Consider the following 25,193-nt stretch of genomic DNA (forward strand, 5'->3'; position numbering starts at 1 on the left):
CGTCGTGCCGTCCGTTCGAGAACCCAGCCCCAGGCTGGGTTTTTTCGTTTCTGGTCCGGGATCGGTTTCATGAGCAAGGGACTGCACCCGGATAACGCATTACCCCATGCCGGCTCGCCGGCCACCACCGCAAGGGATCGATCGATGTCGCTCAAGCACTTCCTCAATACCCAGGACTGGAGCCGCCCGGACCTGGATGCGCTGCTCGCCGAAGCCGCCGCGTTCAAGCGCAACAAGCTGGGTAGCGAGCTCAAGGGGCGGTCGATCGCGCTGGTGTTCTTCAACCCGTCCATGCGCACCCGCACCAGCTTCGAGCTGGGCGCCTTCCAGCTGGGCGGCCATGCCATCGTGCTGCAGCCGGGCAAGGACGCGTGGCCGATCGAGTTCGACCTGGGCACGGTGATGGACGGCGACACCGAGGAGCACATCGCCGAGGTGGCGCGCGTGCTGGCCCGCTACGTCGACCTGATCGGCGTGCGCGCCTTCCCCAAGTTCAAGGACTGGAGCTACGACCGCGAGGACCGCGTGCTCAAGGCCTTCGCGAAGTACTCCACGGTGCCGGTGATCAACATGGAGACGATCACCCACCCGTGCCAGGAGCTGGCCCACGCGCTGGCCCTGCAGGAGCACTTCGGTACCACCGACCTGCGCGGCAAGAAGTACGTGCTGACCTGGACCTACCACCCGAAGCCGCTGAACACCGCGGTCGCCAACTCGGCCCTCACCATCGCCACCCGCCTGGGCATGGACGTGACCCTGCTGTGCCCGACGCCGGAGTACATCCTCGACGAGCGCTACATCGGCTGGGCCAGCCAGAACGTCGCCGAGAGCGGCGGCTCGTTCCAGGTCAGCCACGACATCGAGGACGCCTATCGGGGCGCCGACGTGGTCTACGCCAAGAGCTGGGGCGCGCTGCCGTACTTCGGCAACTGGGAGCCGGAGAAGCCGATCCGCGACCAGTTCAAGCACTTCATCGTCGACGAGCAGAAGATGGCGCTGACCAACAACGGCGTCTTCAGCCACTGCCTGCCGCTGCGCCGCAACGTCAAGGCCACCGACGCGGTGATGGACTCGCCCAACTGCATCGCCATCGAGGAAGCCGAGAACCGCCTGCACGTGCAGAAGGCGGTGATGGCCGCGCTGGTGCGCGGCCGGTGATTCGGGATTGGGGATTCGTGATTCGTGATTCGTGATTCGAAAGAGCAGGACCGGATCCCCCCTCCATTGCCTACTACTGATTTCCGAGAGAGACGCCCCCATGTCACAAGCTGCTTCCACCAATCCCGAATCCCAAAGCCCGAATCCCGCGGCAGCCAGTCGCGACATCGTCCTGGCCTTCTCCGGCGGCCTGGACACCAGCTTCTGCGTGCCCTATCTGAAGGAGCAGGGCTGGAACGTGCACACCGTGTTCGCCGACACCGGCGGCGTGGACGCCGAGGAGCGCGCCTACATCGAGCAGCGCGCCGCGGAGCTGGGCGTGGCCAGCCACGTCACCATCGACGGCGGCGCCGCGATCTGGAACGGCTTCGTCAAGCCGTTCGTGCAGGCCGGCGAGGGTTACCAGGGCCAGTACCCGCTACTGGTCTCCGATCGCTACCTGATCGTCGATGCCGCGCTCAAGCGCGCCGCCGAGCTGGGCACCAATGCCATCGCCCACGGCTGCACCGGCATGGGCAACGACCAGGTCCGCTTCGACCTGGCGGTCAAGGCGCAGGGTGACTATCGCATCGTCGCCCCGATCCGCGAGATCCAGAAGGAACACACCCAGACCCGCGCCTACGAGCAGAAGTACCTCGAGGAGCGCGGTTTCGAGGTGCGTGCCAAGCAGAAGAGCTACACCATCAACGAGAACCTGCTGGGCGTGACCATGTCCGGCGGCGAGATCGACAAGTGGGAAGTGCCCGGCGAAGGCGCCCGCGGCCTGTGCGCGCCGCGTTCGGCCTGGCCGGTCGAGCCGCTGCAGGTGACCTTGAAGTTCGTCAAGGGCGAGGCGGTGGAGCTGGACGGCAAGCCGCTGGAAGGCGCGAAGATCCTGGCCCGCCTCAACACCATGTTCGCCCAGTACGGCGTCGGCCGCGGCATGTACACCGGCGACACCGTGATCGGCCTGAAGGGCCGCATCGTGTTCGAGGCCCCCGGCCTGACCGCGCTGCTGGCCGCGCACCGCGCGCTGGAAGAGGCGGTGCTGACCAAGCAGCAGAACCGTTTCAAGCCGGAAGTGGCGCGCAAGTGGGTGGAGCTGGTGTACGAAGGCTTCTACCACGACCCGCTCAAGGCCGACCTGGAAGCCTTCCTGGCTTCGTCGCAGGAGCAGGTCAACGGCGAGGTGGTCCTCGAGACCCGCGGTGGCCGCGTGGACGCGGTGGCGATCCGTTCGCCGCACATCCTCAGCGCCAAGGGCGCGACCTACGCCCAGTCGGCCGACTGGGGCGTGGAGGAGGCCGAGGGCTTCATCAAGCTGTTCGGCATGAGCAGCACCCTGTGGGCCGAGGTCAACCGCTGAGGTGAGCGAGGCGTCCGCCCGGGTCCTGGTACGCAGCGCCGGCATGGATGACCTGCCGGCGCTGGCGGCGCTGTTCGACGGCTACCGCGTGTTCTACGGGGAGCCGTCGGACCTGGCGCGCGCCAGCGCGTTCCTGCGCCAGCGCCTGGAGCGCGGCGACTCGCACCTGCTGCTTGCGGTGGACGGGCAGGGCATGGCGCTTGGCTTCACCCAGCTCTATCCGCTGTTCACCTCGGTGGGCACCGCACCGATCGAGCTGCTCAACGACCTGTTCGTCGCGCCGGAAGCGCGCGGGTGGGGCGTGGGCCGGGCGCTGCTGCGCAAGGCGGCCGAGGATGCGCGGGCGCGGGGCGCGGTGAGGCTCGAGTTGCAGACCACCGTCGACAACGCCGTCGCCCAGGCGCTGTACGCCAGCGAGGGGTGGGTGCGCGCGGACGGTTTCATTGTTTTCAACAAGGGACTGTGACGGTGGCCATGCTGCGTATCAGCGACGACCGCAACGAACTCGATGTCGACCTGGTCCACGGTTTCCTGTCCCGTGAGGCGTACTGGAGCCAGGGCATCCCGTGGGAGACGGTGGAGCGGGCGATCGCCGGCTCGCTGTGCTTCGGCGGCTACCTCGAAGGCGAGGGCCAGGTGGCCTTCGCCCGCGTCATCACAGACGGCGCCACCTTCGGCTACCTGGCCGACGTGTTCGTACTGCCGGCACATCGCGGCCGCGGCTACGGCAGGCAGCTGGTGGCCGCGGTGCTGGCCCACCCGCAACTGCAGGGCCTGCGCCGTTTCATGCTGGCCACCTCGGACGCGCACGGCCTGTACGCGCAGTTCGGCTTTACGGAGCCGGCGCGGCCGCAGACCCTGATGGAAATCCTGCGGCCTGGCATCTACCAGTCCGCCGCCGTTACCGCCTGACAGACAGAGCCCATGACCGACCTGCTGGAATCCACCCTCGCGCACCTTGGCAAGCTGGTGTCCTTCGACACCCGCAACCCGCCGCGCGCGATCGCCGCCGAAGGCGGCATCTTCGATTACCTGCGCGCGAACCTGCCGGGATTCGACGTGCAGGTGGTGGACCATGGCGCCGGCGCGGTCAGCCTGTACGCGGTGCGCGGCACGCCGAAGTACCTGTTCAACGTGCACCTGGACACGGTGCCGGATTCGCCGCACTGGAGCGCGGATCCGCACGTGATGCGCCGCCTGGACGACCGCGTTGTCGGCCTGGGCGTGTGCGACATCAAGGGCGCGGCCGCGGCGCTGGTGGCCGCGGCCAATGCAGGCGATGGCGATGCCGCCTTCCTGTTCTCCTCCGACGAGGAGGCCAACGATCCGCGCTGCATCGCCGCCTTCCTCGAGCGCGGCGTGCCCTACGAGGCCATCCTGGTCGCCGAACCCACCATGGGCGAGGCGGTGCTCGCGCACCGGGGAATTTCCTCGGTGCTGATGCGCTTCAAGGGCCGTGCCGGGCATGCCTCCGGGCAGCAGGACGCGGCCGCCAGCGCGCTGCACCAGGCCGTGCGCTGGGGCGATCGCGCGCTTGACCACGTGCAGTCGCTGGCGCATGCGCGTTTTGGCGGGCTGACCGGCCTGCGCTTCAACATCGGCCGCATCGAAGGCGGGATCAAGGCCAACATGATCGCGCCGGAGGCGGAGCTGCGCTTCGGCTTCCGCCCGCTGCCCTCGATGGACGTGGAACAGCTGCTTGCGACCTTCGCCGGTTTCGCAGAGCCGGCCGCCGCGCACTTCGAGGAGACCTTCCGCGGGCCGAGCCTGCCGTCGGGAGACATCGCGCGCGCCGAGGAACGCCGCCTGGCCGCGCGCGACGTCGCCGATGCGCTGGGCCTGCCGATCGGCAACGCGGTGGACTTCTGGACCGAGGCCTCGCTGTTCTCGGCCGGCGGCTACACCGCTCTGGTGTACGGCCCGGGCGACATCGCCCAGGCCCATACCGCCGACGAGTTCGTGACCCTGGACCAGCTGCGCGGCTATGCCGAATCGGTCCACCACATCATCAACGACCCGCGCTGACACCGGCCAATCCCGTCCCGGCGCTGCCGGTTCTTCCCCTTTCCGAAACCCGACCGTGAACGTTCCCGCCACCCCGACCCAGATCCAGACCCGCCAGACCATCGTCCGCCTGCTGTCCAGCATGGCCAGCGCCAAGGAGATCAGCCAGTACCTCAAGCGCTTCTCCCAGGTCGACGCCAAGCGCTTCGCGGTGGTGAAGGTCGGTGGCGCGGTACTGCGCGACGAGCTGGAGGACCTGACCTCCTCGCTGGCCTTCCTGCAGGAGGTCGGGCTGACCCCGATCGTGCTGCACGGCGCCGGCCCGCAGCTGGATGCCGAACTGTCGGCGGCGGGCATCGAGAAGCAGACCGTCAACGGCCTGCGCGTGACCTCGCCCGAAGCGTTGGCGATCGTGCGCCGCGTGTTCCAGGCCTCAAACCTCAAGCTGGTCGAGGCGCTCCAGCGTAACGGCGTGCGCGCCACCTCGATCACCGGCGGCGTGTTCGAGGCCGATTACATGGATCGCGACACCTACGGCCTGGTCGGCGAGGTGAAGAAGGTCAACCTTGCGCCGATCGAGGCCAGCCTCAACGCCGGCTCGATCCCGGTGATCACCAGCCTGGGTGAGACTCCCTGCGGCCAGATCCTCAACATCAACGCCGACTTCGCCGCCAACGAGCTGGTGCGCGAATTGCAGCCTTACAAGATCATCTTCCTTACCGGCACCGGCGGCCTGCTCGACGAGAACGGCCGGATCATCGATTCGATCAACCTGTCTACCGAGTACGAGCACCTGATCCGGCAGCCGTGGATCCATGGCGGCATGAAGGTCAAGATCGAGCAGATCAAGGACCTGCTGGACAGCCTGCCGCTGGAGTCGTCGGTGTCGATCACCCGCCCGGCGGACCTGGCCAAGGAGCTGTTCACCCACAAGGGTTCGGGCACCCTGGTGCGGCGCGGCGAGCGCGTGCTGCGGGTGGAGTCGTGGAAGGACCTGGACCTGGCCGGCATGAAGACGCTGATCGAGTCCAGCTTCGGTCGCGAGCTGGTGCCGGACTACTTCGAGCGCACCGACCTGCTGCGCGCCTACGTGAGCGAGAACTACCGTGCCGCGGTGATCCTGGTGCGCACCCCCGAAGGCGTGTACCTGGACAAGTTCGCGGTGCTGGACGACGCCCAGGGCGAAGGCCTCGGCCGCGCGGTCTGGAACCTGATGCGCGAGGAGACGCCGCAGCTGTTCTGGCGCTCGCGCCACAACAACCAGGTCAACATCTTCTACTACGCCGAGTCCGACGGCTGCATCAAGCAAGAGAAGTGGAAAGTGTTCTGGTACGGCATCACCGGCTTCGACCATATCGAGCGCTGCGTGGCCCACTGCGCCACCCGCCAGCCCACCCTGGTCGGCTGAAATGGACGCCGCGTCCCTGCAGGCCTGGCGCGAGGCGCCCGTTCTGGCGGGAGGCCACGCCGTGCTTGAGCCGCTCTCGCCGGCCCACGCCGATGCCTTGCGCGTGGTCTCGGAGGAGGGCGGCCTGCACCGGCTCTGGTACACCAACGTGCCGGCACCCGACCGGGTCGATGCGTTCATCGATGCCGCGCTGGAAGCGCAGGCCGGGGGCAGGGTGCTGGCCTTCGCCGTGCGCGATGCCGCCGGCGAGGTGGTCGGCACCACCCGCATGTACGGGCTCGATCCCGAGGTGCCGCGGCTGGCCATCGGCTATACCTGGTACGCGCCGCGGGTGCAGCGTACCGGGGTCAATACCGAGTGCAAGCTGATGCTGCTGCAGCACGCCTTCGAGGCGATGGGCTGCGCCTCGGTCTACTTCGAGACCAGCTGGTTCAACCAGCGCTCGCGCCAGGCCATCGCCCGGCTTGGCGCGAAGCAGGACGGTGTCCTGCGCAACCACAGGCGGCACGCCGACGGGACGCTGCGCGATACCGTCGTGTTCTCCATCCTCGACACCGAATGGCCGGGGGTGCGCAGCCACCTCCGCTCCCGACTGGATTCACACGCATGAGCAGGAAGTACTCCATCGGCATCGTCGGCGCCCGCGGGCACACCGGCGCCGAACTGATCCGCCTGGTGGCGGCCCACCCGCAGCTGGAGCTTGCGTTCGTGTCCTCGCGCGAACTCGCCGGCCAGCGCGTGGCCGACCACAACGACGCCTACCAGGGCGAGCTGCGCTTCGAGAACCTCGCCCACGACCAGGTCGCGGCCAAGCGCGCCGACGTGGTCGTGCTGGCGCTGCCCAACGGCAAGTCCGACGAGATCGTCGCCGGCATCGACGCCCAGGCCCCGGACACCCTGGTGGTGGACCTGTCCGCCGACCACCGCTTCGACCCGTCCTGGTACTACGGCCTGCCGGAGATCACCCGCGGCAGCTACCAGGGCCAGAAGCGGATCAGCAACCCCGGCTGCTATGCCACCGCGATGCAGCTGGCGATCTGGCCGCTGATCGAGTACCTGGCCGGGCCGCCGCAGTGCTTCGGCGTCTCCGGCTATTCCGGCGCCGGCACCACGCCCTCGGACAAGAACAACACCGAGCTGCTGCGCGACAACCTGATGCCGTACGCGCTGGCCGACCACATCCACGAACGCGAGGTGTCCTCGCAGCTGCGCGTGCCGGTGGAGTTCATGCCGCACGTGGCCCCGCATTTCCGCGGCATCACCATGACCGTGAACATGTGGCTGCGCGAACCGCTGAAGGCCGACTGGGTGCAGGCGCGCTACGAGCAGCGCTACGCCGGCGAGCCGCTGGTGGACGTGCTGGCGCAGGCGCCGTGGGTGAGCCGCATCGCTGGCCGCCACGGCGTGGAGATCGGCGGCTTCACCGTGGCCCCGGGCGGCAAGCGCGTGGTGGTGGTGGCGACCCTCGACAACCTGCTCAAGGGCGCGGCCACCCAGGCCATGCAGAACATCAACATCGCGCTGGGACTGCCGGAACTGGCCTCGATCCCGGCCTTCAAGGAGAGTGCCCATGGCTGATTTGCTGTGGCAGAAGCCCGGCGTGGCGGTGGACGCGCAGATCCAGCGCTTCCTCGCCGGCGACGACGTGATCCTGGACCGCGAATTCTTCCTGCACGACATCGCCGCCAGCACCGCGCACGCGGAAGGGCTGCAGCGCATCGGCATCCTTTCGGCCGACGAGCTGGAAGGCCTCAAGCGCGAGCTGGCGATCCTCGCCGACGATTTCCGCAACGGTGCCTTCGTCCTGGACGAAAGCTACGAGGACTGCCACTCGGCGATCGAGGCGCGCCTGACCGAGCGCCTGGGCGATGCCGGCCGCAAGATCCACACCGGCCGCAGCCGCAACGACCAGATCCTGGTGGCGACCCGCCTGTGGCTGAAGGAGAAGCTGGCGCGCGTGGCGCAGCTGTCGCGCGAGGTCGCGCGGGTGGCGCTGGACCGCGCCGCCGCAGAGAAGGACCTGCCGATCCCGGGCTATACCCACATCCAGCGCGCCGTGGTGTCCTCGGCGGGCATGTGGTGGGCCGGCTGGGCCGAGGCCTTCATCGACGACGCCATCCGCGCCACCGACACCCTCGAGCTGGTCGACTGCAACCCGCTGGGCACGGCCGCCGGCTACGGCGTCAACCTCAAGCTGGACCGCGAGCACACCACCTCCGCGCTCGGTTTCGCGCGCATGCAGGTCAGCCCGGTCTACGCCCAGCTGTCGCGCGGCAAGTTCGAGCTAGCGGCGCTGGAAGCGCTCGGCAGCGCAACCCTGGACCTGCGCCGCCTGGCCTGGGACTTGTCGCTGTACACCACCGCCGAGTTCGGCTTCGTCTCGCTGCCGGCTCAGTACACCACCGGCAGTTCGATCATGCCGAACAAGCGCAACCCGGACGTGATCGAGCTGATGCGTGCCACCCACGCCAGCGTGGCCGCCGCGCGCACCGAGATCGAGCAGCTGCTGTCGCTGCCATCGGGTTACCAGCGCGACCTGCAGTCCTCCAAGGGCGCGATCGTGCATGGCTTCGGCCGTGGCCTGGCCGCGCTGGAGCTGCTGCCGGCGCTGCTGGCCAACCTGGAATGGCGCGAGGAGAAGCTGCGCGCGGCGATCGACTCGGGCATGTACGCCACCGACGTGGCGGTCGAGGCGGCCATCGCCGGCGTGCCGTTCCGCGAGGCCTACAAGGCCGCCGCCGCCAGCGCCGACACGGCGGGGCAGGGGCGCACGCCGGAAGGCAGCCTGGCCGCGCGCACCTCGCCCGGCGCGGCCGCGGACCTGCGCCTGGCCGAGCTGGAAGCGCGCTGGTCCGCGCTGGCCTGATCCAACCCGCTGGCCGGTGCAATGCACCGGCCAGCACAGTGACAAGCGGGCAGCCAGCTGCCCGTGGCAGTGCCCCGGGGATCGCCGACAGGATGGAAGCACCATGAAGCACTACCTCGTCATCGCCATGCGCCGGCCGGGCTTCGACCCGGACGTGGTCGCACCGCACCTGGCATACCTGGACGACCTGCACGCGCGCGGCCTGCTGGCCAGCTCCGGCGGCTTCGCCGACGGCAGCGGCGGCGCATACGTGCTGCAGGGCGTGGACAGCCTGGCCGAGGCCCAGGCCATCGCCGATGCCGATCCGCTGGTGCTGACCGGCAATTCCGACCTCACCGTGCGCGAGTGGAAGCTCGCCGACCGGGGCGGGCGCTGACCCATGGGCAACGATTCCCTGTCCCTGCAGGCCATCCCGTCCTGGCGCCGCGCGGTGCTCAAGGTCGGCAGCAGCCTGCTGGCCGCCGACGGCGGCGGTGGACTGTCGCCGCGCTTCGCCCTGGGCCTGGCCCAGTTCGTGTCCTCCTCGGTACTGGCCGGCCGCGAGGTGGTGATCGTGTCCTCCGGCGCGGTCGCCGCCGGCCGCGCCATCCTGCCGCGCGCGGCCGAGGCCGGCGCCGCCATGGCCCAGCGCCAGGCGCTGGCCGCGCTTGGCCAGGCGCGCCTGATCGAGCTGTGGCAGCGCTTCTTCGAGCGTCCGGTGGCGCAGGTGCTGCTGACCCACGACGACCTGCGCAACCGCCGCCGCTACCTCAACGCCCGCGCCACGCTCAAGGAGCTGCTGGCACTGGGCACGCTGCCGGTGGTCAACGAGAACGACACCGTCTCGGTGGACGAGCTCAAGCTCGGCGACAACGACAACCTGGCCGCGATCGTCGCCGCCCTGATCGACGCGGACGTGCTGTTCATCGCCACCGACATCGACGGCCTGTACGACGCCAACCCGCGCACGAACCCCGGCGCGAAGCTGCTGCCCGAGGTGCTGGAGCTCGGCCCCGAGGTGCTGGCCATGGCCGGCGGCAGCGGCAGCGCGGTCGGTACCGGCGGCATGCGCACCAAGCTCGAGGCCGCGGCCAAGGCCGGCGCGGCCGGCATCGACACCGTGCTGTTCAACGGGCGTCGCCCGGAAGTGGTGCGCGAGCTGGTCCATGACCGCCTGCACGGCACCCGCATCCGCGCCGCGCGCAGCCGCATCGCCGCGCGCAAGTACTGGTTGCGGCACGCGCCGCTGGAGCGTGGCGCGCGCATCGTGGTCGATGCCGGCGCCGCCGGTGCGCTGGCCGGCAAGGGCGCCTCGCTGCTGCCGGGCGGCGTGCTCGCGGCCGAGGGCGAGTTCCGCCGCGGCGACATGGTCGAAGTGGTGGTGCGCGGCCAGGCTGGTGACAGTGCGATCGCCCGCGGCATCAGCCAGTACTCGGCGGTGGACGTCGGCCGGATCGCCGGCCGCCACTCGCGCGACATCGAATCCATCCTGGGCTACAACTACGGCGGCAACGTCATCCACCGCGACGACCTGGTGCTGCTGGGGTCGTGAGCATGCGCGGCCGCCCAGCGGGACGCGCGGCGGCCTGATCCAAACCATCGCAGGGACCCGACATGAGCGACATCAAGACCCAGGCGCTGGAGGCGCGCGAAGCCGCGCTGGCCATCGCCCAGCTGTCCACCACCGGAAAGGACGCGCTGCTGCGCGCCATGGCCGATGCGCTGGAGGCTGACGCCGCCACCATCCTCGAGGCCAATGCGCGCGACATCGAGGCCGCCGCGGCCAAGGGCGTGGGCAGCGCGATGCAGGACCGCCTGCGCCTGGATGCGAAGCGCCTCAAGGGCGTGGCCGATGCGCTGCGCGAAGTCGCCGGGCTGCCCGACCCGGTGGCCCAGGTCACCCGCGCCTACGACCGCCCCAACGGCATCCATGTCGAGCGCGTGCGCGTGCCGCTGGGCGTGATCGCGATGATCTACGAGGCGCGCCCGAACGTGACCGCCGATGCCGCGGCGCTGTGCCTGAAGGCCGGCAACGCGGTGATCCTGCGCGGCGGCTCGGAGGCGATCCATTCCAATACCGCCATCGCCGCCTCGCTCAAGCGCGCCCTGCGCGAGGCCGGGCTGCCGGAGGCGGTGGTGACCCTGGTCGAGGACCTGCGCCGCGAGACCATCCTCGAGCTGATCCAGCTCAACGACATCGTCGACCTGGTGATCCCGCGCGGCGGCGAGGGCCTGATCCGGTTCGTGGCCGAACACGCACGGGTGCCGGTGATCAAGCACTACAAGGGCGTCTGCCACCAGTACGTGGACGCGCCGGCCGATCTCGGCCTGGCCTTGGATCTGCTGGTCGATGGCAAGGTCTCGCGTCCGGCCGCGTGCAACTCGCTGGAGACCCTGCTGGTCCACGCCGACGTGGCCGCCTCGTTCCTGCCACGTGCCGCGCGCGAACTGCGCGAGCGCGGGGTCGAGCTGCGGGGGTGCGAGCGCAGCCGGGCGATCGTGCCGGACCTGGTGGTGGCCACCGAGGACGACTACGCCGCCGAATACCTGGACCTGGTCCTGGCCGTGCGCGTAGTCGACGACCTGGAGGAGGCCATCGCCCACATCCAGCGTTACACCTCCGACCATACCGAGGTGATCGTCACCGCCGATGCCAGCCATGCCGAGCGCTTCGTCCAGGCGCTGCGCTCGGCGGTGATCATGGTCAACGCGTCCTCGCGCTTCTCCGACGGCGGCGAGCTCGGCCTGGGCGCGGAGATCGGCATCTCCACCACGCGCCTGCACAGCTACGGCCCGATGGGCCTGGAGGCGTTGACGGTGGAGCGCTTCGTGGTGCGCGGCGAGGGCCAGGTGCGCCATCCGGACCTGCTGGCGCAGCCGGACTGAGGAAGGCAAGGGCGGCCCCGCGCCGCCCGCGTGCCTGGATTACCAGCGGTCCTCGAGCCAGGCCGGACGGCAGGCCAGCACGGCACCGCAAAGCATCAGGCCCACGCACACGGCGAGGAACAGGAACGACGCGCCCCAGCCATGGGTGCGCGCGTGCAGCAGGCCGAACAGCAGCGGACCCAGGCAGCTGAGCGCATAGCCCACGCCCTGGGCGAAGCCGGACAGCGCGGCCGAGCCTGCCGGGGAGCGCGTGCGCAGGTTCACCAGGGTCAGCGCCAGCGGGAAGGTGCCCGGGCCCAGCCCCAGCAGCGAGACCCACAGCACCGGCGCGGCCAGCGGCGCCCAGTAGAGCCCGGCGAAACCGGCAAGGTGGCAGGCGGCGCAGAGCACCGCGATTGGCAGCGGGTTGCGCATGCGCGCGGCCAGCGACGGCATCACCAGCGCACTGGCCAGCCCCAGCGCCGAGAACAGGGCCAGCATCGTGCCGCCGAAGGCAGCGCTGGTCCCGGCCTCGACCATCAGCCCGGGCAGCCAGGTGAACAACGCATAGGTCACCAGCGAGGTCATGCCGAACATCAGGGCCATGCCCCAGCCCAGGCCGGTCTTCCACACCCGGCCACGCATGGCCGGTGCGGCCAGCTCCGGCGCCTCGTCGCCGGAGCGCACGGCCTGGTCGTGCAGCCGCGCCAGCGGGTTGCGCGGGTCGCGCTCGCGCCGCAGCACCGCCAGCCAGGGCAGCAGGGCGGCGACCGCCAGCAGGCTCCACAGGCCCATCGACACGCGCCAGCCGGCCGCGGCGGCCACGGGAACGGCCAGCAGCGCTGGCAGGATGGTGCCTACCTGCAGCACGGTGATGTAGACCGAACTGAGCGTGCCGACGCGATCAGGGAAGTAGCGCTTCACCAGCGGCGGCAGGATCACGTTGCCGATGCCCATGCCGGCCAGGGCCACGGCCGAAGCGACCAGCAGGGACCCGCTGGAGCCGCTCAGGGAGCGCCACAGCAGTCCGGTGGCAGCCAGGGCCATGGACAGCACCGCGGTGCGCTCCAGGCCCAGCCTGTGCGCCAGGCGGGGGGTGCCGACGCCGGCGGCGGCGAAGGCCGCGGTGGGAACCATGCCGAGCACGCCGGCCAGCGCCGGGCCGAAGCCGAATTCGCGGCCCAGCACGTCCAGCAGCGGCGTGACCGAGGTGACCGCGGTGCGCAGGTTGAAGGCGGCCAGCACGATGCCGGCCAGCACCAGCGCCCGCCCAGGGATCCTGGTGGCACCGGCGGAAGGGGAAGCGTGCATGCGTGATGGCCTCGCGGCTGCGGTTTCCGGATCCCGGAAAGCAAAAACCGGCGCGAGGCCGGTTCTGCGTACCGCTTGGATATTGGTCGGGGAGACAGGATTCGAACCTGCGACCTCTACGTCCCGAACGTAGCGCTCTACCAGCCTGAGCTACACCCCGACAGGGCGCGCATCATAATGGATATCGAAGCGGGTGGGCAAGGATTTTCACAAGAAATTTCCAGATCACTCGCCGGGCTTGGCCGCGGTACTCGGCGAACCCGTCGCGGCGCGGCGCGCGAGCACCGCTTCGCGGTGGGCGATGTAGGCGTTGGCGGCCAGGATCACCAGCGCGCCGGCCAGGGTCCAGCCATCGAGCACCTCGTCGAACAGCAGCCAGCCGAACACCGCGACGATCGGCAGCTGCATGAAGCCGATCGGGGTCAGCGCCGAGACTTCGCCGAGCTTGAGCGCGCGGGTCCACAGCATGTGCCCGCCGGTGCCGAACACGCCGGCCGCCGCCACCCACACCCAGGTGATGCCCTGCGGCCAGGTCCAAACCCCCAGCGCCGGCACCAGCGACATCGGCACCCACAGCAGGGTGGTCCAGATGACGATGCGGTCGGCCGGCTCGGTGGCCGAGAGCTGCTTGATCTGGATCGCGACGATCGCCGACAGCAGCGCGGCCATTACCGCGACCAGGGTGCCGGTGCTGAAGCCGGTGCTGCCCGGGCGCACGATCAGCAGCACGCCGATGAAGCCTAGCACCACCGCGGCCCAGCGCCGCGCGCGCACCTGCTCGCCCAGCATCGCTGCAGCGGCGATCGTGGCGAACAGCGGGGTGGAATAGGACAGCGAGATGGCCTGCGCCAGCGGCAGGTGGCCGATGGCCCAGAAGCCGGCCAGCATCGAACAGATGCCGACCAGGCATCGGAACAGGTAACGCGGGAAGTGCGCGGTGCGCAGCAGTCCCGGCCCATGGCGCAGCAGCAGCGGCGTCGCCGCCAGCAGGCCGAAGAAGTTGCGGAAGAACGCGACCTCGAAGGTGTGCAGGCTGGCCGACGCCAGGCGGATCGCCACCACCATCATCCCGAACAGCGCGGTGCTGCCCAGCATCAGCAGCGCGGCACGCAGCGGTACCGGGAGCGGGCGGCGTGCCTCGGCCATCAGCCGGCCCACTCCGCCCCGACCAGCCGTGGCTCGGGTTCCAGCGCCACGCCGAAGCGTTCCTGCACCGAGGCGGCGATGCGCCGCGCCAGCTGCAGCAGCTGCAGGCCGGTGGCATTGCCGTGGTTGACCAGCACCAGGGCGTGGCCGGCGGACACGCCGGCATCGCCCTCGCGTGCGCCCTTCCAGCCGCAGGCATCGATCAGCCAGGCGGCCGAGAGCTTGCGGGTGGTCGCGGCGTCGCCGGGGAACACCGGCAAGGCGGGATTGGCCACGCGCAGCGCTTCGGCCAGCGCCTGCGGCACGATCGGGTTCTTGAAGAAGCTGCCGGCGTTGCCGACCACGGCCGGGTCAGGCAGCTTGCGCCGGCGGATGCGGATCACCGCCTCGGCGACTTCGCGCGGGCCGGGCGAGGCCACGCCCATCGCCGCCAGTTCCTCCGCCAGGCCGGTGTAGTCCAGGCGCGGCGCGGCGGTGCGCGAGAGCTCGAACTCGACCGCGGTGACGATCCAGCGCCCGGGCTGGCGCTTGAACGCGCTGTCGCGGTAGCCGAAGGCGCAGGCCCCGCGGTCCAGGCGCACGAAGGCCTGTGCATCGAGGTCCCAGGCTTCCACCGCGGTGATGCGCTCGCCGGCTTCCACGCCGTAGGCGCCGATGTTCTGGATCGGCGCGGCGCCGACGCTGCCGGGGATCAGGGCCAGGTTCTCCAGGCCGGACAGGCCCTGTTCCACCGACCACATCACCAGGCCGTGCCACTCGACGCCGGCTTCGGCCCGCACGTGCACGCGTTCGCCATCGTCTTCCAGCATGCGGATGTCGTGGCCGCCCATCACCAGCGCCGCGCCGGGCGCGTCGCCGGCGAACAGCAGGTTGCTGCCACCGCCCAGCGGCAGCAGCGGCAGGCCGCGCAGCTGCGGCAGGGCAAGCGCCTCTGGGAGCAGGGATGCGTCGTTGACCTGCAGCAGCCATGGCGCGCGCGCGGGCACGCCGAAGGTGTTGCGCGCGGCCAGGTCCGCGTCGCGGACCAGCTGGTAGAGAGCGGTCATGCCACGCCTGCGGTCATGCGTCGGCGGTGCCGCGGCTGGGGGCTTCCTTGCGCCGGCGCATCGCGTCCACGCATTCGGCCACCAGTTCCGGGCCGCGGTAGACCAGGCCGGTATAGCACTGCACCAGGGTGGCGCCGGCGGCCATCTTGGCCACGGCGTCGGCACCGGAAAGGATGCCGCCCACGCCGACCAGCGGGATCGACTCGGGCAGGCGTGCGCGCAGGCGGCGCAGCACGAAGGTCGACTGCGGCATCAGCGGCGCGCCGGACAGGCCACCGGCCTCGTCGGCATGGTTCATGCCCTGTATCCGCGAGCGGTCGATCGTGGTGTTGGTCGCGATCACGCCGTCCACCGCCAGGTCGGACAGCACCCGCGCGGCGGCGTCGATGTCGTTGTCGCTCAGGTCCGGGGCCACCTTGACCAGCACCGGCACGCGCTTGCCGTGCTGGGCGGCCAGCTTCTCCTGGGCCTCGCGCAGGGTGCCGACCAGGCGGCGCAGCGCCTGTTCCTCCTGCAGCTCGCGCAGGCCGGCGGTATTGGGCGAGGAGATGTTGACGGTGACGTAGTCGGCCAGCGGATAGACCCGCTCCAGGCAGTGCAGGTAGTCGCTGGCCGCGTCCTCGTTCGGGGTGTCCTTGTTCTTGCCGATGTTGATGCCCAGCAGGCCGCCCTTGCGCTGGGCCCGCTCGACGTTGCGCACCAGCGCGTCGACGCCGTCGTTGTTGAAGCCCAGGCGGTTGATCACCGCCTGGCCGGCCGGCAGCCGGAACATGCGTGGCTTCGGGTTGCCCGGCTGCGGTCGCGGGGTGACCGTGCCGACCTCGACGAAGCCGAAGCCCAGCGACAGCAGCGCGTCGATGTGGGCGCCGTTCTTGTCCAGGCCGGCGGCCAGGCCGACCGGGTTGGGGAAGGTCAGGCCCAGCACCCGGGTCGGCAGCGGCGCGCAACGGCGCGCCAGCGCCGCCGTGGCGCCGGTGGAGTAGGCCAGGTCGAGCGCCTTGAGGCCGAGGCCATGGGCGCGCTCGGCGTCGAGTCCGAACAGGAAGGGGCGGGCGAACGAGTAGACGGACATCAGCCCATGGTCCCCAGCCAGGCGATTCCGCCCAGGAACATGAAGATCACCACCAGGCCCAGCACGCCTATCAGCACCGGCAGCCAGCCCAGCACCAGTCCCACCATCGCCAGGCCGTCGCCGTCGAGGACCCCGCGCGAGCGGCGGATCTCGGAGCGGGCCATGTGCCCGGTGACGATGGCCACCAGCGAGCCCAGCAGCGGCAGCAGCGTCCAGCCAAGCAGGCCTGTGACGAGGCTGGTGATCGCCAGCGGGCTGGTCTTGGGGATCTGGTTCATTCGGGTTCCTGCAGGGTGCGGGTGCGGCGCCTGGCGCGCGCGCAGGGGCGATTATTCCAGAAACACGCCGCGGCGCCGTCGCTCACGGCATGGCCCCGGTGCGCAGGGCGTGCGCCCACTCCGGCCGGCCGAGCGTTTCCGCCCGTCGTGCGGCGGCCTCGTGGTCGTACTCCACCCCCAGCAGTTCGGCCTCCCAGCGGCCGTCGCGGCGCTCCAGCAGGGCGTAGCGGGCGTGCGGGGTGCCGGTCCCGGACTGGTGGCGCACCGGGTAGCCGGTGTCGAAGGCGGGCAGGCCGACGCTGCCGGGGTTGCAGGCCAGGCGGCCGCCGTCCAGGCGCAACTGGCGCGGGGTATGCGAGTGGCCGCACAGGACCAGGGCGGCATCCGCGGCCTCGGGGTGGTCCAGGCGCGCGGCCACGGCGTGGGCGCTGGCCGCGACCAGGACCGGCGGGGCGATGTCGTCCAGCAGGTACTGCAGGTCGCTGCCCGGGGTGCCGTGGCAGAGCAGGACGTCGTCCAGGCGCAGGCGCGGGGGCAGGGCGCGGATCCAGTCCAGCTGGTCCGGTGCCAGGGCCTGGCGGGCGTGGGCATCGGAGCTGGCCAGGCCGGCGGGATCGCCCAGCAGCTGGCGCTCGTGGTTGCCGGCGATGGTCGGCAGGCCCAGCGGGATGAGTCGCTCGAGGGTCTCGCGTGGCCACAGCGGGCCGGAGACGATGTCGCCGAGGTTGACGATGAGGTCGCAGCCGCGGCGCTCGATGTCGGCCAGGACCGCTTCCAGCGCGGGCAGGTTGCCGTGGATGTCGGACAGGGCGGCGATGCGCATCTCGGTTGGGAATTCCCGGTGGGGATGCGTGTGTGTTAATCGAAACCGGGGTGGTCGTCCACCGTAATGGAGGCCGTGCCGCGTCCACTGCGTGCGTCCGGCGGCGGGTGGCCGCCGCCGGACGCGGTGCTGCTTACAGGTCGAACTTGATGCCTTGGGCCAGCGGCAGCGAATCGGAGTAGTTGATGGTGTTGGTCTGGCGGCGCATGTAGACCTTCCACGCATCCGAACCGGACTCGCGGCCACCGCCGGTGTCCTTCTCGCCACCGAAGGCGCCACCGATCTCCGCGCCGGAGGTGCCGATGTTGACGTTGGCGATGCCGCAGTCGCTGCCAGCGGCCGACAGGAACTTCTCGGCCGACTTCAGGTTGGTGGTGAAGATCGAGGACGACAGGCCCTGCGGCACGCCGTTCTGCATCTCGATGGCCTCGTCCAGGGTGCTGTACTTCATCACGTACAGGATCGGCGCGAAGGTCTCGTGCTGCACGACCTCGTCGCTGTTCTGCAGGCCGGTGATGATGGTCGGCAGGACGAAGTGGCCCGGACGGTCCAGCTTCTCGCCGCCGGTGGCGACGGTGCCGCCGGAGGCCTTGGCCTTCTCGACCGAGGCCAGGAACTGCTGCACGGCCTCGGCACTGTTGAGCGGGCCCATCAGGTTGGCGGTGTCCAGCGGATCGCCGATCTTGCCCTCGACCTGCTTGTAGGCCTTGACCAGGGTCTCCAGCACGTTGTCGTAGATGGACTCGTGCACGATCAGGCGGCGGGTGGTGGTGCAGCGCTGGCCGGCGGTGCCGACCGCGCCGAACACGATGCCCGGGATCGCCAGCTTCAGGTCCGCGGTCTCGTCCAGGATGATGGCGTTGTTGCCGCCCAGCTCCAGCAGGCAGCGGCCCAGGCGGCGGGCGACCTTCTCGTTGACGATGCGGCCGACTTGGGTCGAGCCGGTGAAGGAGATCAGCGGCACGCGCCGGTCGTCGACCAGCTTCTCCGACAGCGCGGTGCCGGCGTCGTTGACCAGGAAGAAGATGTCCGGGAAACCACCTGCCTTCAGCGCCTCGTTGCAGATCTTCATCGAGGCGATCGCGGTCAGCGGGGTCTTGTTCGACGGCTTCCAGATGCAGACGTCACCGCAGATCGCGGCCAGGAAGCTGTTCCAGCTCCACACCGCGACCGGGAAGTTGAAGGCCGAGATGATGCCGACCAGGCCCAGCGGGTGGTACTGCTCGTACATCCGGTGGCCCGGACGCTCGGAGTGCATGGTGTAGCCGTAGAGCATGCGGCTCTGGCCCACGGCGAAGTCGGCGATGTCGATCATCTCCTGCACTTCGCCATCGCCCTCGGCCTTGGACTTGCCCATCTCCAGCGCGACCAGCGAGCCGAGCGCGTCCTTGTTCCTGCGCAGGGCCTCGCCGCACAGGCGGATGGCCTCGCCGCGGCGCGGCGCCGGGGTGGTACGCCAGGTCTTGAAGGCTTCCTGGGCGCGGGCAATGACCGTCTCGTAATCGGCGTCGGTGGTGGCTTGGACCTCGGCGATCACCTCGCCGGTGGTCGGGTTGGTCGGGCGCAGCACGCCCGCGCCGGTGGCGTCGGACCAGCGGCCGTCGCCGAGGTAGGTGCCGGAATTGGTGGCGCCAAGGCCCAGGGCCTCGAGCAGCGATGCGGACATGGAATCTCCTGGAGGTGAGGGCGGGACCACCGCGAGCGGAAGCCCTGCCTGGATGCTTGCCCCGATTCTAACAATCGAAACCATTTCGCACCGGCTGGGTCCGGCAGCGGGGTCCGGCAGCGGGGTCCGGCGACGGTCCGGATTGGCCGGGCACGGGCGCCATGCGACAATCCCCCGGCTTGGCCCCGTAGCTCAGCTGGATAGAGCGTCCCCCTCCTAAGGGGAAGGTCGCACGTTCGAATCGTGTCGGGGCCGCCAGGCTTTCCCGGCCCCGCCCATGCGGGGCCGTGTCGTTTCCGCCTCCTGCCGCTCCGGTCTACCTGGTCCCGTGCCTGCCGGTTGACGGCCTCGCATGGCCCGCGGAGACTCGGCGCCGGGCGTCCCGTGGCGCACGGGCGGCACCGGTCATCGGGACCGGGAAGCGTGCCCGGCAGGGGCGCCGGCCTTCGTCGCCAACGCGGGTGCCGCCCCAGCACAGGGAAAGCAGCGATGAGTTTCGACCTGATGGTGTTCGATCCCGGGGTCGCCCCGCGCGAGCGTGCCGCCTTCATGCAGTGGTACGAGCAGCAGACCGAATGGGCCGAGGACCACGACTACGACGATCCGGCCGTGGCCTCGCCCGCGCTGCAGCGCTGGTTCGCGGACATGGTCCAGTACTTCCCGCCAATGAACGGCCCGCTGGCCGATCCCGATGCCGCCGGCCCCGAAGTCACCGATCACTGCATCGGCCGCCACGTCATCTACTCCGCCTTTGCCTGGCCGGTGGCCAAGCAGGCCCATGCGCGCATGAGGGAGCTGGCGATCCTCCATGGCGTCGGGTTCTTCCACGCCAGCGACCTGCATGGGGAGCTGCTGTTTCCCGACCTGCCGCCACCGCCGCCGAGGAAGAGGCCCTGGTGGCGCTTCTGGTAATGCGGTCGTAGACAGGACGGACCACTGGGAGGCAACCACGGATGGCCTTGATGGATGCAGTCGAACTGTTGCTGTCACTCGAACCCTCGGTCTGGCGGTTCGCGCTGGCGACCGCGGCCGGGGCGGGTGCCGGAATCTGGATCTACCACCTGTGCGGCAGGACCCCTGCGGGCTTCGCCCTGGGCCTGGGCGCCGGGCTCGCCGGCATGGTCGCCGGCGCGTGCTGGGAATACTTCCACCGGCGCAGGCGCTACCGATGACTCCCACGCCGCACCGATGCGGCAGGGCAGCTTGCGCCATCCTGCACGCGCGGACAGTATCGGGCACGTAAGCGTGCCCGCTTCGCGGCGGAATACAGACAGCTCCACGACGACAAGGAGAAGGTCATGAAGGCAGTTGCCCTGGCATTCCTCGCTGCATGCGCGCCGTTGGCGGCGCAGGCGGCCGTCCCGGAACAGGTCCAGTTCAAGGGCTCGGTGCTGCGCGACGATGCCGTCGCCGTGCTGTTCGACCTGCAGGTCCCGAGCGGCGAGGGCACCACCCTCGAGATGGAGGACGGTTCGCGCCTGGAGCTGGATACCCGCGGCGTGGTGCCCGGTGGCGAGGGCGTGCGCATGCGCCTGCTCTCGCCGGAGGGCAAGGTCCTGCACCAGGCCAGCAATCCCGATCCGGAAGCCGCGAGCCTGTTCTTCGCCTACCGCGTCTGCGATGGCCGCGCGACCTACATGAGTCCAGTGCCGGAAACCGTGCCTTCCTGTCCGAAGGGCAGCTGAGCGCGGACGTAGCGGCGCCAGCGCCCATCACGCACAGGTACAGGGGGACTCATGCGGATACCCATGTCCGCGGCTGTGCGCTGTCTGGCGATGGCGTGCCTCGCGCCACTGCTGGCGGCGTGCAACCGCCAGGAAGAGGCGCTGGCATCGCCTGCCGCCTCCTTCGCGACGCCTGCCTCCCAGGTGTTCGCCGCGGTGCCGGCACCTGGCGTCCCGCCGGCGACGGGCTGGATCCTGGTGGATGGCAGCGTGGAGGACGTGGCCGCCGGTGCGCGATTACGCCTGGCTATTCGAGCCCCGCCACCATCCGGTCCGGTTCCGGGTCGAACTGCATCCACAGGATGACGGCAAGGTCGCGGTGCTGCTGCCCGATGGACTGCCGACCTACCAACTGCTCAACTTCACCATCTGGCTCTCCGCACCGCCGGAGCAGGAGCAGGTCGAAGGTGCGGTGGGCTGGATGACGCCGCCCGATGGCAAGCGCCGCTACTACCTGGAGCCGGAACTGGCCAATCCGGCGGGCGATACGGTCATCGCCAGCGATGCCGGGGGCCGCCAGGTCCGGGTGTGGCTGCCGACGGGCGCGGTGTCGGCGCTCAGCAGCACCGGCCGGTACCGGCCCCAGCCGGAAATCCTGCGTTCGGCCACGCCGGTGGTGCTGGAACTGGTGTACGACAAGGTCGATATCGCCTGCGGGTTCGGCGGCAACCCGCGCTTCGTTCCCAACCGCCCCGCCGACCTCGGCCCGCGCGCCATGATGGACGCCGACGTGACCCAACCCTGCGCGATGCTGCGCTAGCTGGCGCGGCTTGCCGCGGACGTTCTACGCTGCGCGGCTGAGCGGGCAGTCACCGGGGACAGGGATGCGACTGGCGGGAAAGATCATCGAGTGGAACGACGAGCGCGGCTTCGGCTTCATCGCGCAGAACGGTGGCAGCCAGCGCGTGTTCGTCCACGTGCGCGATTTCGAGGGCCGCGCCCGGCGGCCGGTGGTGGGCGACCCGGTCACCTACGAGCCCGGCCAGGATGCGCGCGGCAGGCCGATGGCCACCCGCGTCCGCAATGCGCGCCAGCCGGCCGCGAAGCCGCAGTCCTCCACGTCGAGGTTTCCACGCACCGCGGTGGCGCTGGTCGCACTCGCAGGCGTGGGAGCTGGGGTGTTTGCCGGCCTGCTGCCACTGGTCGTCGGATTCGCCTACCTGTTCATGAGCGGGGTGTCCTACTTCATGTACTGGGCGGACAAGAGCGCCGCGCAGAACGATGCCCGGCGCACGCCCGAGGCCAACCTCCACCTGGTGGACCTGCTGTGCGGCTGGCCGGGCGCGCTGCTCGCGCAGCAGCAGTTCCGCCACAAGACGGTCAAGCAACCGTTCGTGGCGTTGTTCTGGCTGACAGTGTTGATCAATATCGCCAGCGTCGCCTGGCTGGTGCACTCGGGCATGCTCGAGGGCATCGGCTGAACCACGCGGCGTCGCACCGGCGCTGCAGTACGGAGGAGGTATCCATGCAGGCAAGTTCGGAATTCTTCGTTGGCTGGGGCACGCTCTCGCTGATCAATGCGGGCCTTGCCCAGTCCAAGGGTCGCAGCGGCCTGCTGTGGTGGCTGGCGTCCATCTTCATCGGCCCGCTGGCGACCCTGCTGATCGTGGTGCTGCCGGCGGCGGGGCGATCGGCGCTGTAAGGCGAGGCTGTGCTAACTGTTTCTTTCGCAACGGAAAATTTTCCGCGATGTGGCGCTGCAACACTTGACACGGCCCCCACGCATCGTGTCCTCTTGATGCCCATGTCGACCCCGAACGCCAACGTGATCCTGCTTCCGCCACCGCGGCGGATGCGTGCGTGCGCTTCGGCCACCGGCATCACCGCGATTACCACCGCCACCGGTATTACCCGCCCGGTGCGGCCCGTCGTGTTCGTGTAACTGCGAAACCCACGGCCCCGCACCTGGATCAGGCGCGGGGCGACCCGCACCGATACGCGCGCTGGGCCTCACAACCGAGGTCTCCGATGTCGTCTGCCGCAGTCGCAAGTCCTTCCGGATCCGTCCAGCCTTCCGCCGTCGCCCGCACCGTGGTGCACAAGTTCGGCGGCACGTCCGTTGCCGATGCCGAGCGTTACCGCCACGTCGCCCAGCTGCTGCTGGCCCGCGACGAGGACATCCAGGTCACCGTCGTCTCGGCGATGAAGGGCGTGACCGATGCGCTGATCGGCCTGGCCCAGGCGGCCGCGGCGCCGCAGGGCGCGGACGTGCCGCAATGGGAGGACGCCTGGCACGACCTGCGTGCGCGCCATCGCAGCGCCGCGGTCGCGCTGCTGGCCGAGCATGCCGGCGAGGCGGTCGAGTGGATCGACCAGCGCTTCGACGAGCTGGCGCAGGTGCTGGGCGCGGTCGCCGTGCTCGGCAGCCTGCCGGAGGAAGTGCTGCAGCGGGTGCAGGGCCTGGGCGAGGTGTATTCGGCGCAGCTGCTGGGCCTGCACCTGGGCGCGCTGGGCGAGGACTGCGCGGTGCTGGACGCGCGCGACGTGCTGGTGGTCACCCACGGCGACCTGGGCGTGGACGTGGACTGGGCGCGCAGCGCGGAGCGGCTGGCGCAGTGGCGCCAGGCCAACCCGCAGAAGCGGGTGGTCGCCACCGGCTTCGTGGCGCGCGATGCCAACGGCCGCATCACCACCCTGGGCCGCAACGGCAGCGACTTCTCCGGCGCGATCTTCGCCGCGCTGTTCGAGGCCGACGAGCTGCACATCTGGACCGACGTGGACGGCGTGCTCTCGGCCGATCCGCGCGTGGTGCCCGAAGCGGTGCAGCTGGAGTCGCTGAGCTACGACGAGGCCTGCGAGCTGGCCTATTTCGGCGCCAAGGTGGTGCATCCGCAGACCATGTACCCGGCGATCGAGCGCGGCCTGCCGATCGTCATCCGCAACACCTTCCAGCCCGGGCACCCGGGTACCCGCATCAGCGCCGGGCGCGATCCGAGCCGTCCGGTGAAGGGCCTGACCCTGAGCCCGAACCTGGCCATGGTGAACCTCGAGGGCACCGGCCTGATCGGCGTGCCGGGCACCGCCGAGCGCGTGTTCGCCGCGCTGCGCAACGCGCGGGTGTCGGTGGTGATGATCTCGCAGGGTTCATCCGAGCATTCGATCTGCTGCGTGGTCCGCCAGGACGACGCCGAGCGCGCCCAGGCGGCGCTGCTCAACGCCTTCGCCCACGAGCTGGCGGTCGGCCAGGTGCAGCGCGTGCAGCACGTGCCAGGCATCAGCGTGCTGGCCGCGGTCGGCGACGGCATGGCAGGCCAGCCGGGCATCGCCGCGCGCCTGTTCGGTGCGCTGGGCCGGGCCCAGGTCAACATCCGCGCCATCGCCCAGGGCTCGTCCGAGCGCAACATATCGGTGGCGATCGACAGCGACCAGGCGACCCGCGCCCTGCGCGCGGCGCATGCCGGGTTCTGGCTGTCGCCGCAGACCTTCGCCGTCGGCGTGATCGGCCCGGGCAACGTCGGTGGCGCGCTGCTCGACCAGCTGATGTCCGCGCGCGGCAAGCTGCTGGAGCGCGCGCGCCTGGACCTGCGCCTGCGGGCGATCGCTTCGCGCAGCCGCCAGCTGCTGGATCCGCGCGGGATCGAGGGCGACTGGCACCAGGCCTATGCCGCCGCCCGCGAGCCGCTGGACCTGGACCGCTTCACCGCACACCTGCTCGACTCGCACCTGCCGCACATGGTGATCGTCGACTGCAGCGGCAGCCCGCAGGTGGCCGACCGCTACGCGCAGTGGCTGGCCGCCGGCATCCACGTGGTCACCCCGAACAAGCAGGCCGGTTCCGGTCCCCTGCAGCGCTGGCGCGAGATCCGTGCCGCCGCCCAGGGCAGCGGCGCGCGCTTCCGCTACGAGGCCACGGTCGGCGCCGGCCTGCCAGTGATCTCGACCCTGCGCGACCTGCTGGATACCGGCGACAAGGTGACCTCGATCGAGGGCATCTTCTCCGGCACCCTGGCCTGGCTGTTCAACCGCTTCGACGGCAGCGTGCCGTTCTCGGAACTGGTGGCCGAGGCGCGCTCGCTGGGCTACACCGAACCGGATCCGCGCGACGACCTCTCCGGCACCGACGTCGGCCGCAAGCTGGTGATCCTGGCGCGCGAGGCCGGCTGCGAGCTGAGCATCGAGGACGTGCAGGTCGAGAGCCTGGTCCCGGCAGCGCTGCGCGAATCCAGCGTGGACGACTTCATGGCGCGGCTGCGCGAGGTCGATGACGGTTTCGCCGAGCGGCTCGGGCAGGCCAAGGCCAACGGCAACGTGCTGCGCTACGTGGCGCGCCTGGATGCGCAGGGCAAGGCCTCGGTCGGCCTGGTCGAGGTGCCGCGCGACCACGCCTTCGCCAACCTGCGCCTGACCGACAACATCGTCCAGTTCACCACCCGCCGCTACTGCGAGAACCCGCTGGTGGTGCAGGGCCCGGGCGCGGGCCCGGAGGTGACCGCCGCCGGCGTGTTCGCCGACCTGCTGCGTGTGGCCGCCGGCCGCGGAGCGCGCCTGTGACGGCCGATCCG

27 protein-coding genes and 2 tRNA genes are annotated in these 25,193 nt (G+C 70.3%); 21 read left to right on the forward strand and 8 right to left on the reverse strand.

Going from position 1 to position 25,193, the window contains the following annotated elements; all coding sequences use genetic code 11:
• The first annotated feature begins 144 nt into the window (after positions 1 to 144).
• The 12 genes from PSESU_RS06130 to PSESU_RS06185 all read left to right on the forward strand — a co-directional run bounded on the left by PSESU_RS06130 (position 145) and on the right by PSESU_RS06185 (position 11,646).
• Entirely contained in the window at positions 145 to 1,158 is a 1,014-nt protein-coding gene (locus tag PSESU_RS06130) for an N-acetylornithine carbamoyltransferase (RefSeq protein ID WP_013534901.1), read from the forward strand.
• Between the two features lie 100 nt (positions 1,159 to 1,258).
• Complete coding sequence (locus PSESU_RS06135; protein WP_013534902.1) at positions 1,259 to 2,503, forward strand: argininosuccinate synthase; 1,245 nt, start codon at positions 1,259 to 1,261, stop codon at positions 2,501 to 2,503.
• A 43-nt stretch (positions 2,504 to 2,546) separates the two neighbouring features.
• The gene (locus tag PSESU_RS06140) at positions 2,547 to 2,969 is read left to right on the forward strand and encodes a GNAT family N-acetyltransferase (protein WP_041764568.1); all 423 of its coding nucleotides are present in this window, start codon (positions 2,547 to 2,549) and stop codon (positions 2,967 to 2,969) included.
• A gap of 8 nt (positions 2,970 to 2,977) precedes the next feature.
• The gene (locus PSESU_RS06145; protein WP_013534904.1) at positions 2,978 to 3,415 is read left to right on the forward strand and encodes a GNAT family N-acetyltransferase; all 438 of its coding nucleotides are present in this window, start codon (positions 2,978 to 2,980) and stop codon (positions 3,413 to 3,415) included.
• Positions 3,416 to 3,427: 12 nt separating this feature from the next.
• Complete coding sequence (locus PSESU_RS06150) at positions 3,428 to 4,528, forward strand: acetylornithine deacetylase (protein WP_013534905.1); 1,101 nt, start codon at positions 3,428 to 3,430, stop codon at positions 4,526 to 4,528.
• Between the two features lie 121 nt (positions 4,529 to 4,649).
• Entirely contained in the window at positions 4,650 to 5,915 is a 1,266-nt protein-coding gene (locus PSESU_RS06155) for an acetylglutamate kinase (protein WP_428992112.1), read from the forward strand.
• A 1-nt stretch (position 5,916) separates the two neighbouring features.
• A complete protein-coding gene (locus PSESU_RS06160) occupies positions 5,917 to 6,525 on the forward strand; it encodes a GNAT family N-acetyltransferase (RefSeq protein WP_013534907.1) in 609 nt (202 codons plus the stop codon).
• Entirely contained in the window at positions 6,522 to 7,493 is a 972-nt protein-coding gene (gene argC / locus PSESU_RS06165; RefSeq protein WP_013534908.1) for an N-acetyl-gamma-glutamyl-phosphate reductase, read from the forward strand. The genes PSESU_RS06160 and argC overlap by 4 nt, the downstream gene beginning before the upstream one ends.
• A complete protein-coding gene (gene argH, locus PSESU_RS06170; RefSeq protein ID WP_013534909.1) occupies positions 7,486 to 8,781 on the forward strand; it encodes an argininosuccinate lyase in 1,296 nt (431 codons plus the stop codon). Before argC ends, argH begins: the two co-directional genes overlap by 8 nt.
• A gap of 103 nt (positions 8,782 to 8,884) precedes the next feature.
• Complete coding sequence (locus PSESU_RS06175) at positions 8,885 to 9,157, forward strand: YciI family protein (RefSeq protein WP_013534910.1); 273 nt, start codon at positions 8,885 to 8,887, stop codon at positions 9,155 to 9,157.
• 3 nt (positions 9,158 to 9,160) lie between these two features.
• Positions 9,161 to 10,312, forward strand: a complete 1,152-nt coding sequence (gene proB / locus PSESU_RS06180) for a glutamate 5-kinase (protein ID WP_013534911.1) — start codon at positions 9,161 to 9,163, stop codon at positions 10,310 to 10,312.
• A 62-nt stretch (positions 10,313 to 10,374) separates the two neighbouring features.
• On the forward strand, positions 10,375 to 11,646 hold the full coding sequence (locus PSESU_RS06185) for a glutamate-5-semialdehyde dehydrogenase (protein WP_013534912.1): 1,272 nt from the start codon (positions 10,375 to 10,377) through the stop codon (positions 11,644 to 11,646).
• Positions 11,647 to 11,685: 39 nt separating this feature from the next.
• Here the strand turns inward: PSESU_RS06185 and PSESU_RS06190 are convergent, their stop codons facing one another.
• From PSESU_RS06190 to amaB, 8 genes are all read right to left on the reverse strand, one after another.
• Complete coding sequence (locus PSESU_RS06190; protein WP_013534913.1) at positions 11,686 to 12,936, reverse strand: CynX/NimT family MFS transporter; 1,251 nt, start codon at positions 12,934 to 12,936, stop codon at positions 11,686 to 11,688.
• 83 nt (positions 12,937 to 13,019) lie between these two features.
• Positions 13,020 to 13,096: transfer RNA gene (locus PSESU_RS06195), tRNA-Pro, on the reverse strand.
• Between the two features lie 65 nt (positions 13,097 to 13,161).
• Complete coding sequence (locus tag PSESU_RS06200; RefSeq protein ID WP_013534914.1) at positions 13,162 to 14,082, reverse strand: DMT family transporter; 921 nt, start codon at positions 14,080 to 14,082, stop codon at positions 13,162 to 13,164.
• Positions 14,082 to 15,128, reverse strand: coding sequence for a UDP-N-acetylmuramate dehydrogenase (murB, locus tag PSESU_RS06205; protein ID WP_013534915.1), 1,047 nt, complete (start codon positions 15,126 to 15,128; stop codon positions 14,082 to 14,084). Before murB ends, PSESU_RS06200 begins: the two co-directional genes overlap by 1 nt.
• A 13-nt stretch (positions 15,129 to 15,141) precedes the next feature.
• Entirely contained in the window at positions 15,142 to 16,200 is a 1,059-nt protein-coding gene (locus tag PSESU_RS06210) for a quinone-dependent dihydroorotate dehydrogenase (protein WP_013534916.1), read from the reverse strand.
• Positions 16,200 to 16,478 carry a DUF4190 domain-containing protein gene (locus PSESU_RS06215; RefSeq protein WP_013534917.1) on the reverse strand — a complete coding sequence of 93 codons (279 nt, stop codon included), beginning with the start codon at positions 16,476 to 16,478 and terminating at the stop codon, positions 16,200 to 16,202. Before PSESU_RS06215 ends, PSESU_RS06210 begins: the two co-directional genes overlap by 1 nt.
• A gap of 82 nt (positions 16,479 to 16,560) precedes the next feature.
• On the reverse strand, positions 16,561 to 17,301 hold the full coding sequence (locus PSESU_RS06220) for a metallophosphoesterase family protein (protein WP_013534918.1): 741 nt from the start codon (positions 17,299 to 17,301) through the stop codon (positions 16,561 to 16,563).
• A 133-nt stretch (positions 17,302 to 17,434) separates the two neighbouring features.
• The gene (gene amaB, locus PSESU_RS06225) at positions 17,435 to 18,967 is read right to left on the reverse strand and encodes an L-piperidine-6-carboxylate dehydrogenase (RefSeq protein ID WP_013534919.1); all 1,533 of its coding nucleotides are present in this window, start codon (positions 18,965 to 18,967) and stop codon (positions 17,435 to 17,437) included.
• A 181-nt stretch (positions 18,968 to 19,148) separates the two neighbouring features.
• Here amaB and PSESU_RS06230 point away from each other — a divergent pair.
• From PSESU_RS06230 to thrA, 9 genes are all read left to right on the forward strand, one after another.
• Positions 19,149 to 19,225: transfer RNA gene (locus PSESU_RS06230), tRNA-Arg, on the forward strand.
• Between the two features lie 231 nt (positions 19,226 to 19,456).
• A complete protein-coding gene (locus PSESU_RS06235; RefSeq protein ID WP_013534920.1) occupies positions 19,457 to 19,879 on the forward strand; it encodes a hypothetical protein in 423 nt (140 codons plus the stop codon).
• Positions 19,880 to 19,929: 50 nt separating this feature from the next.
• Positions 19,930 to 20,139, forward strand: a complete 210-nt coding sequence (locus PSESU_RS06240) for a hypothetical protein (protein WP_155942729.1) — start codon at positions 19,930 to 19,932, stop codon at positions 20,137 to 20,139.
• A gap of 126 nt (positions 20,140 to 20,265) precedes the next feature.
• Positions 20,266 to 20,652, forward strand: coding sequence for a hypothetical protein (locus PSESU_RS06245; protein ID WP_013534922.1), 387 nt, complete (start codon positions 20,266 to 20,268; stop codon positions 20,650 to 20,652).
• 241 nt (positions 20,653 to 20,893) lie between these two features.
• Complete coding sequence (locus PSESU_RS06250) at positions 20,894 to 21,451, forward strand: hypothetical protein (RefSeq protein WP_013534923.1); 558 nt, start codon at positions 20,894 to 20,896, stop codon at positions 21,449 to 21,451.
• Positions 21,452 to 21,515: 64 nt separating this feature from the next.
• Positions 21,516 to 22,112, forward strand: a complete 597-nt coding sequence (locus tag PSESU_RS06255) for a DUF1294 domain-containing protein (RefSeq protein WP_013534924.1) — start codon at positions 21,516 to 21,518, stop codon at positions 22,110 to 22,112.
• 44 nt (positions 22,113 to 22,156) lie between these two features.
• Positions 22,157 to 22,333 carry a hypothetical protein gene (locus tag PSESU_RS16405; RefSeq protein WP_013534925.1) on the forward strand — a complete coding sequence of 59 codons (177 nt, stop codon included), beginning with the start codon at positions 22,157 to 22,159 and terminating at the stop codon, positions 22,331 to 22,333.
• Between the two features lie 96 nt (positions 22,334 to 22,429).
• Positions 22,430 to 22,573 (forward strand): hypothetical protein, encoded by a 144-nt coding sequence (locus tag PSESU_RS16120; RefSeq protein ID WP_155942730.1) that lies wholly within the window; start codon positions 22,430 to 22,432, stop codon positions 22,571 to 22,573.
• Between the two features lie 86 nt (positions 22,574 to 22,659).
• Positions 22,660 to 25,182, forward strand: a complete 2,523-nt coding sequence (gene thrA / locus PSESU_RS06260) for a bifunctional aspartate kinase/homoserine dehydrogenase I (RefSeq protein ID WP_013534926.1) — start codon at positions 22,660 to 22,662, stop codon at positions 25,180 to 25,182.
• Positions 25,183 to 25,193 lie beyond the last annotated feature (11 nt).

Origin of the sequence: Pseudoxanthomonas suwonensis 11-1 (genome assembly GCF_000185965.1) — a bacterium.
Classification (GTDB): domain Bacteria; phylum Pseudomonadota; class Gammaproteobacteria; order Xanthomonadales; family Xanthomonadaceae; genus Pseudoxanthomonas; species Pseudoxanthomonas suwonensis_A.

Coding starts and splice junctions, on each gene's coding strand:
- PSESU_RS06130 (WP_013534901.1), top strand. CDS start 145: ATGTCGCTCAAGCACTTCCTCAATACCCAGGACTGGAGCCGCCCGGAC.
- PSESU_RS06135 (WP_013534902.1), top strand. CDS start 1,259: ATGTCACAAGCTGCTTCCACCAATCCCGAATCCCAAAGCCCGAATCCC.
- PSESU_RS06140 (WP_041764568.1), top strand. CDS start 2,547: ATGGATGACCTGCCGGCGCTGGCGGCGCTGTTCGACGGCTACCGCGTG.
- PSESU_RS06145 (WP_013534904.1), top strand. CDS start 2,978: ATGCTGCGTATCAGCGACGACCGCAACGAACTCGATGTCGACCTGGTC.
- PSESU_RS06150 (WP_013534905.1), top strand. CDS start 3,428: ATGACCGACCTGCTGGAATCCACCCTCGCGCACCTTGGCAAGCTGGTG.
- PSESU_RS06155 (WP_428992112.1), top strand. CDS start 4,650: ATGGCCAGCGCCAAGGAGATCAGCCAGTACCTCAAGCGCTTCTCCCAG.
- PSESU_RS06160 (WP_013534907.1), top strand. CDS start 5,917: ATGGACGCCGCGTCCCTGCAGGCCTGGCGCGAGGCGCCCGTTCTGGCG.
- argC (WP_013534908.1), top strand. CDS start 6,522: ATGAGCAGGAAGTACTCCATCGGCATCGTCGGCGCCCGCGGGCACACC.
- argH (WP_013534909.1), top strand. CDS start 7,486: ATGGCTGATTTGCTGTGGCAGAAGCCCGGCGTGGCGGTGGACGCGCAG.
- PSESU_RS06175 (WP_013534910.1), top strand. CDS start 8,885: ATGAAGCACTACCTCGTCATCGCCATGCGCCGGCCGGGCTTCGACCCG.
- proB (WP_013534911.1), top strand. CDS start 9,161: ATGGGCAACGATTCCCTGTCCCTGCAGGCCATCCCGTCCTGGCGCCGC.
- PSESU_RS06185 (WP_013534912.1), top strand. CDS start 10,375: ATGAGCGACATCAAGACCCAGGCGCTGGAGGCGCGCGAAGCCGCGCTG.
- PSESU_RS06190 (WP_013534913.1), bottom strand. CDS start 12,936: ATGCACGCTTCCCCTTCCGCCGGTGCCACCAGGATCCCTGGGCGGGCG.
- PSESU_RS06200 (WP_013534914.1), bottom strand. CDS start 14,082: ATGGCCGAGGCACGCCGCCCGCTCCCGGTACCGCTGCGTGCCGCGCTG.
- murB (WP_013534915.1), bottom strand. CDS start 15,128: ATGACCGCTCTCTACCAGCTGGTCCGCGACGCGGACCTGGCCGCGCGC.
- PSESU_RS06210 (WP_013534916.1), bottom strand. CDS start 16,200: ATGTCCGTCTACTCGTTCGCCCGCCCCTTCCTGTTCGGACTCGACGCC.
- PSESU_RS06215 (WP_013534917.1), bottom strand. CDS start 16,478: ATGAACCAGATCCCCAAGACCAGCCCGCTGGCGATCACCAGCCTCGTC.
- PSESU_RS06220 (WP_013534918.1), bottom strand. CDS start 17,301: ATGCGCATCGCCGCCCTGTCCGACATCCACGGCAACCTGCCCGCGCTG.
- amaB (WP_013534919.1), bottom strand. CDS start 18,967: ATGTCCGCATCGCTGCTCGAGGCCCTGGGCCTTGGCGCCACCAATTCC.
- PSESU_RS06235 (WP_013534920.1), top strand. CDS start 19,457: ATGAGTTTCGACCTGATGGTGTTCGATCCCGGGGTCGCCCCGCGCGAG.
- PSESU_RS06240 (WP_155942729.1), top strand. CDS start 19,930: ATGGATGCAGTCGAACTGTTGCTGTCACTCGAACCCTCGGTCTGGCGG.
- PSESU_RS06245 (WP_013534922.1), top strand. CDS start 20,266: ATGAAGGCAGTTGCCCTGGCATTCCTCGCTGCATGCGCGCCGTTGGCG.
- PSESU_RS06250 (WP_013534923.1), top strand. CDS start 20,894: ATGGCAGCGTGGAGGACGTGGCCGCCGGTGCGCGATTACGCCTGGCTA.
- PSESU_RS06255 (WP_013534924.1), top strand. CDS start 21,516: ATGCGACTGGCGGGAAAGATCATCGAGTGGAACGACGAGCGCGGCTTC.
- PSESU_RS16405 (WP_013534925.1), top strand. CDS start 22,157: ATGCAGGCAAGTTCGGAATTCTTCGTTGGCTGGGGCACGCTCTCGCTG.
- PSESU_RS16120 (WP_155942730.1), top strand. CDS start 22,430: ATGCCCATGTCGACCCCGAACGCCAACGTGATCCTGCTTCCGCCACCG.
- thrA (WP_013534926.1), top strand. CDS start 22,660: ATGTCGTCTGCCGCAGTCGCAAGTCCTTCCGGATCCGTCCAGCCTTCC.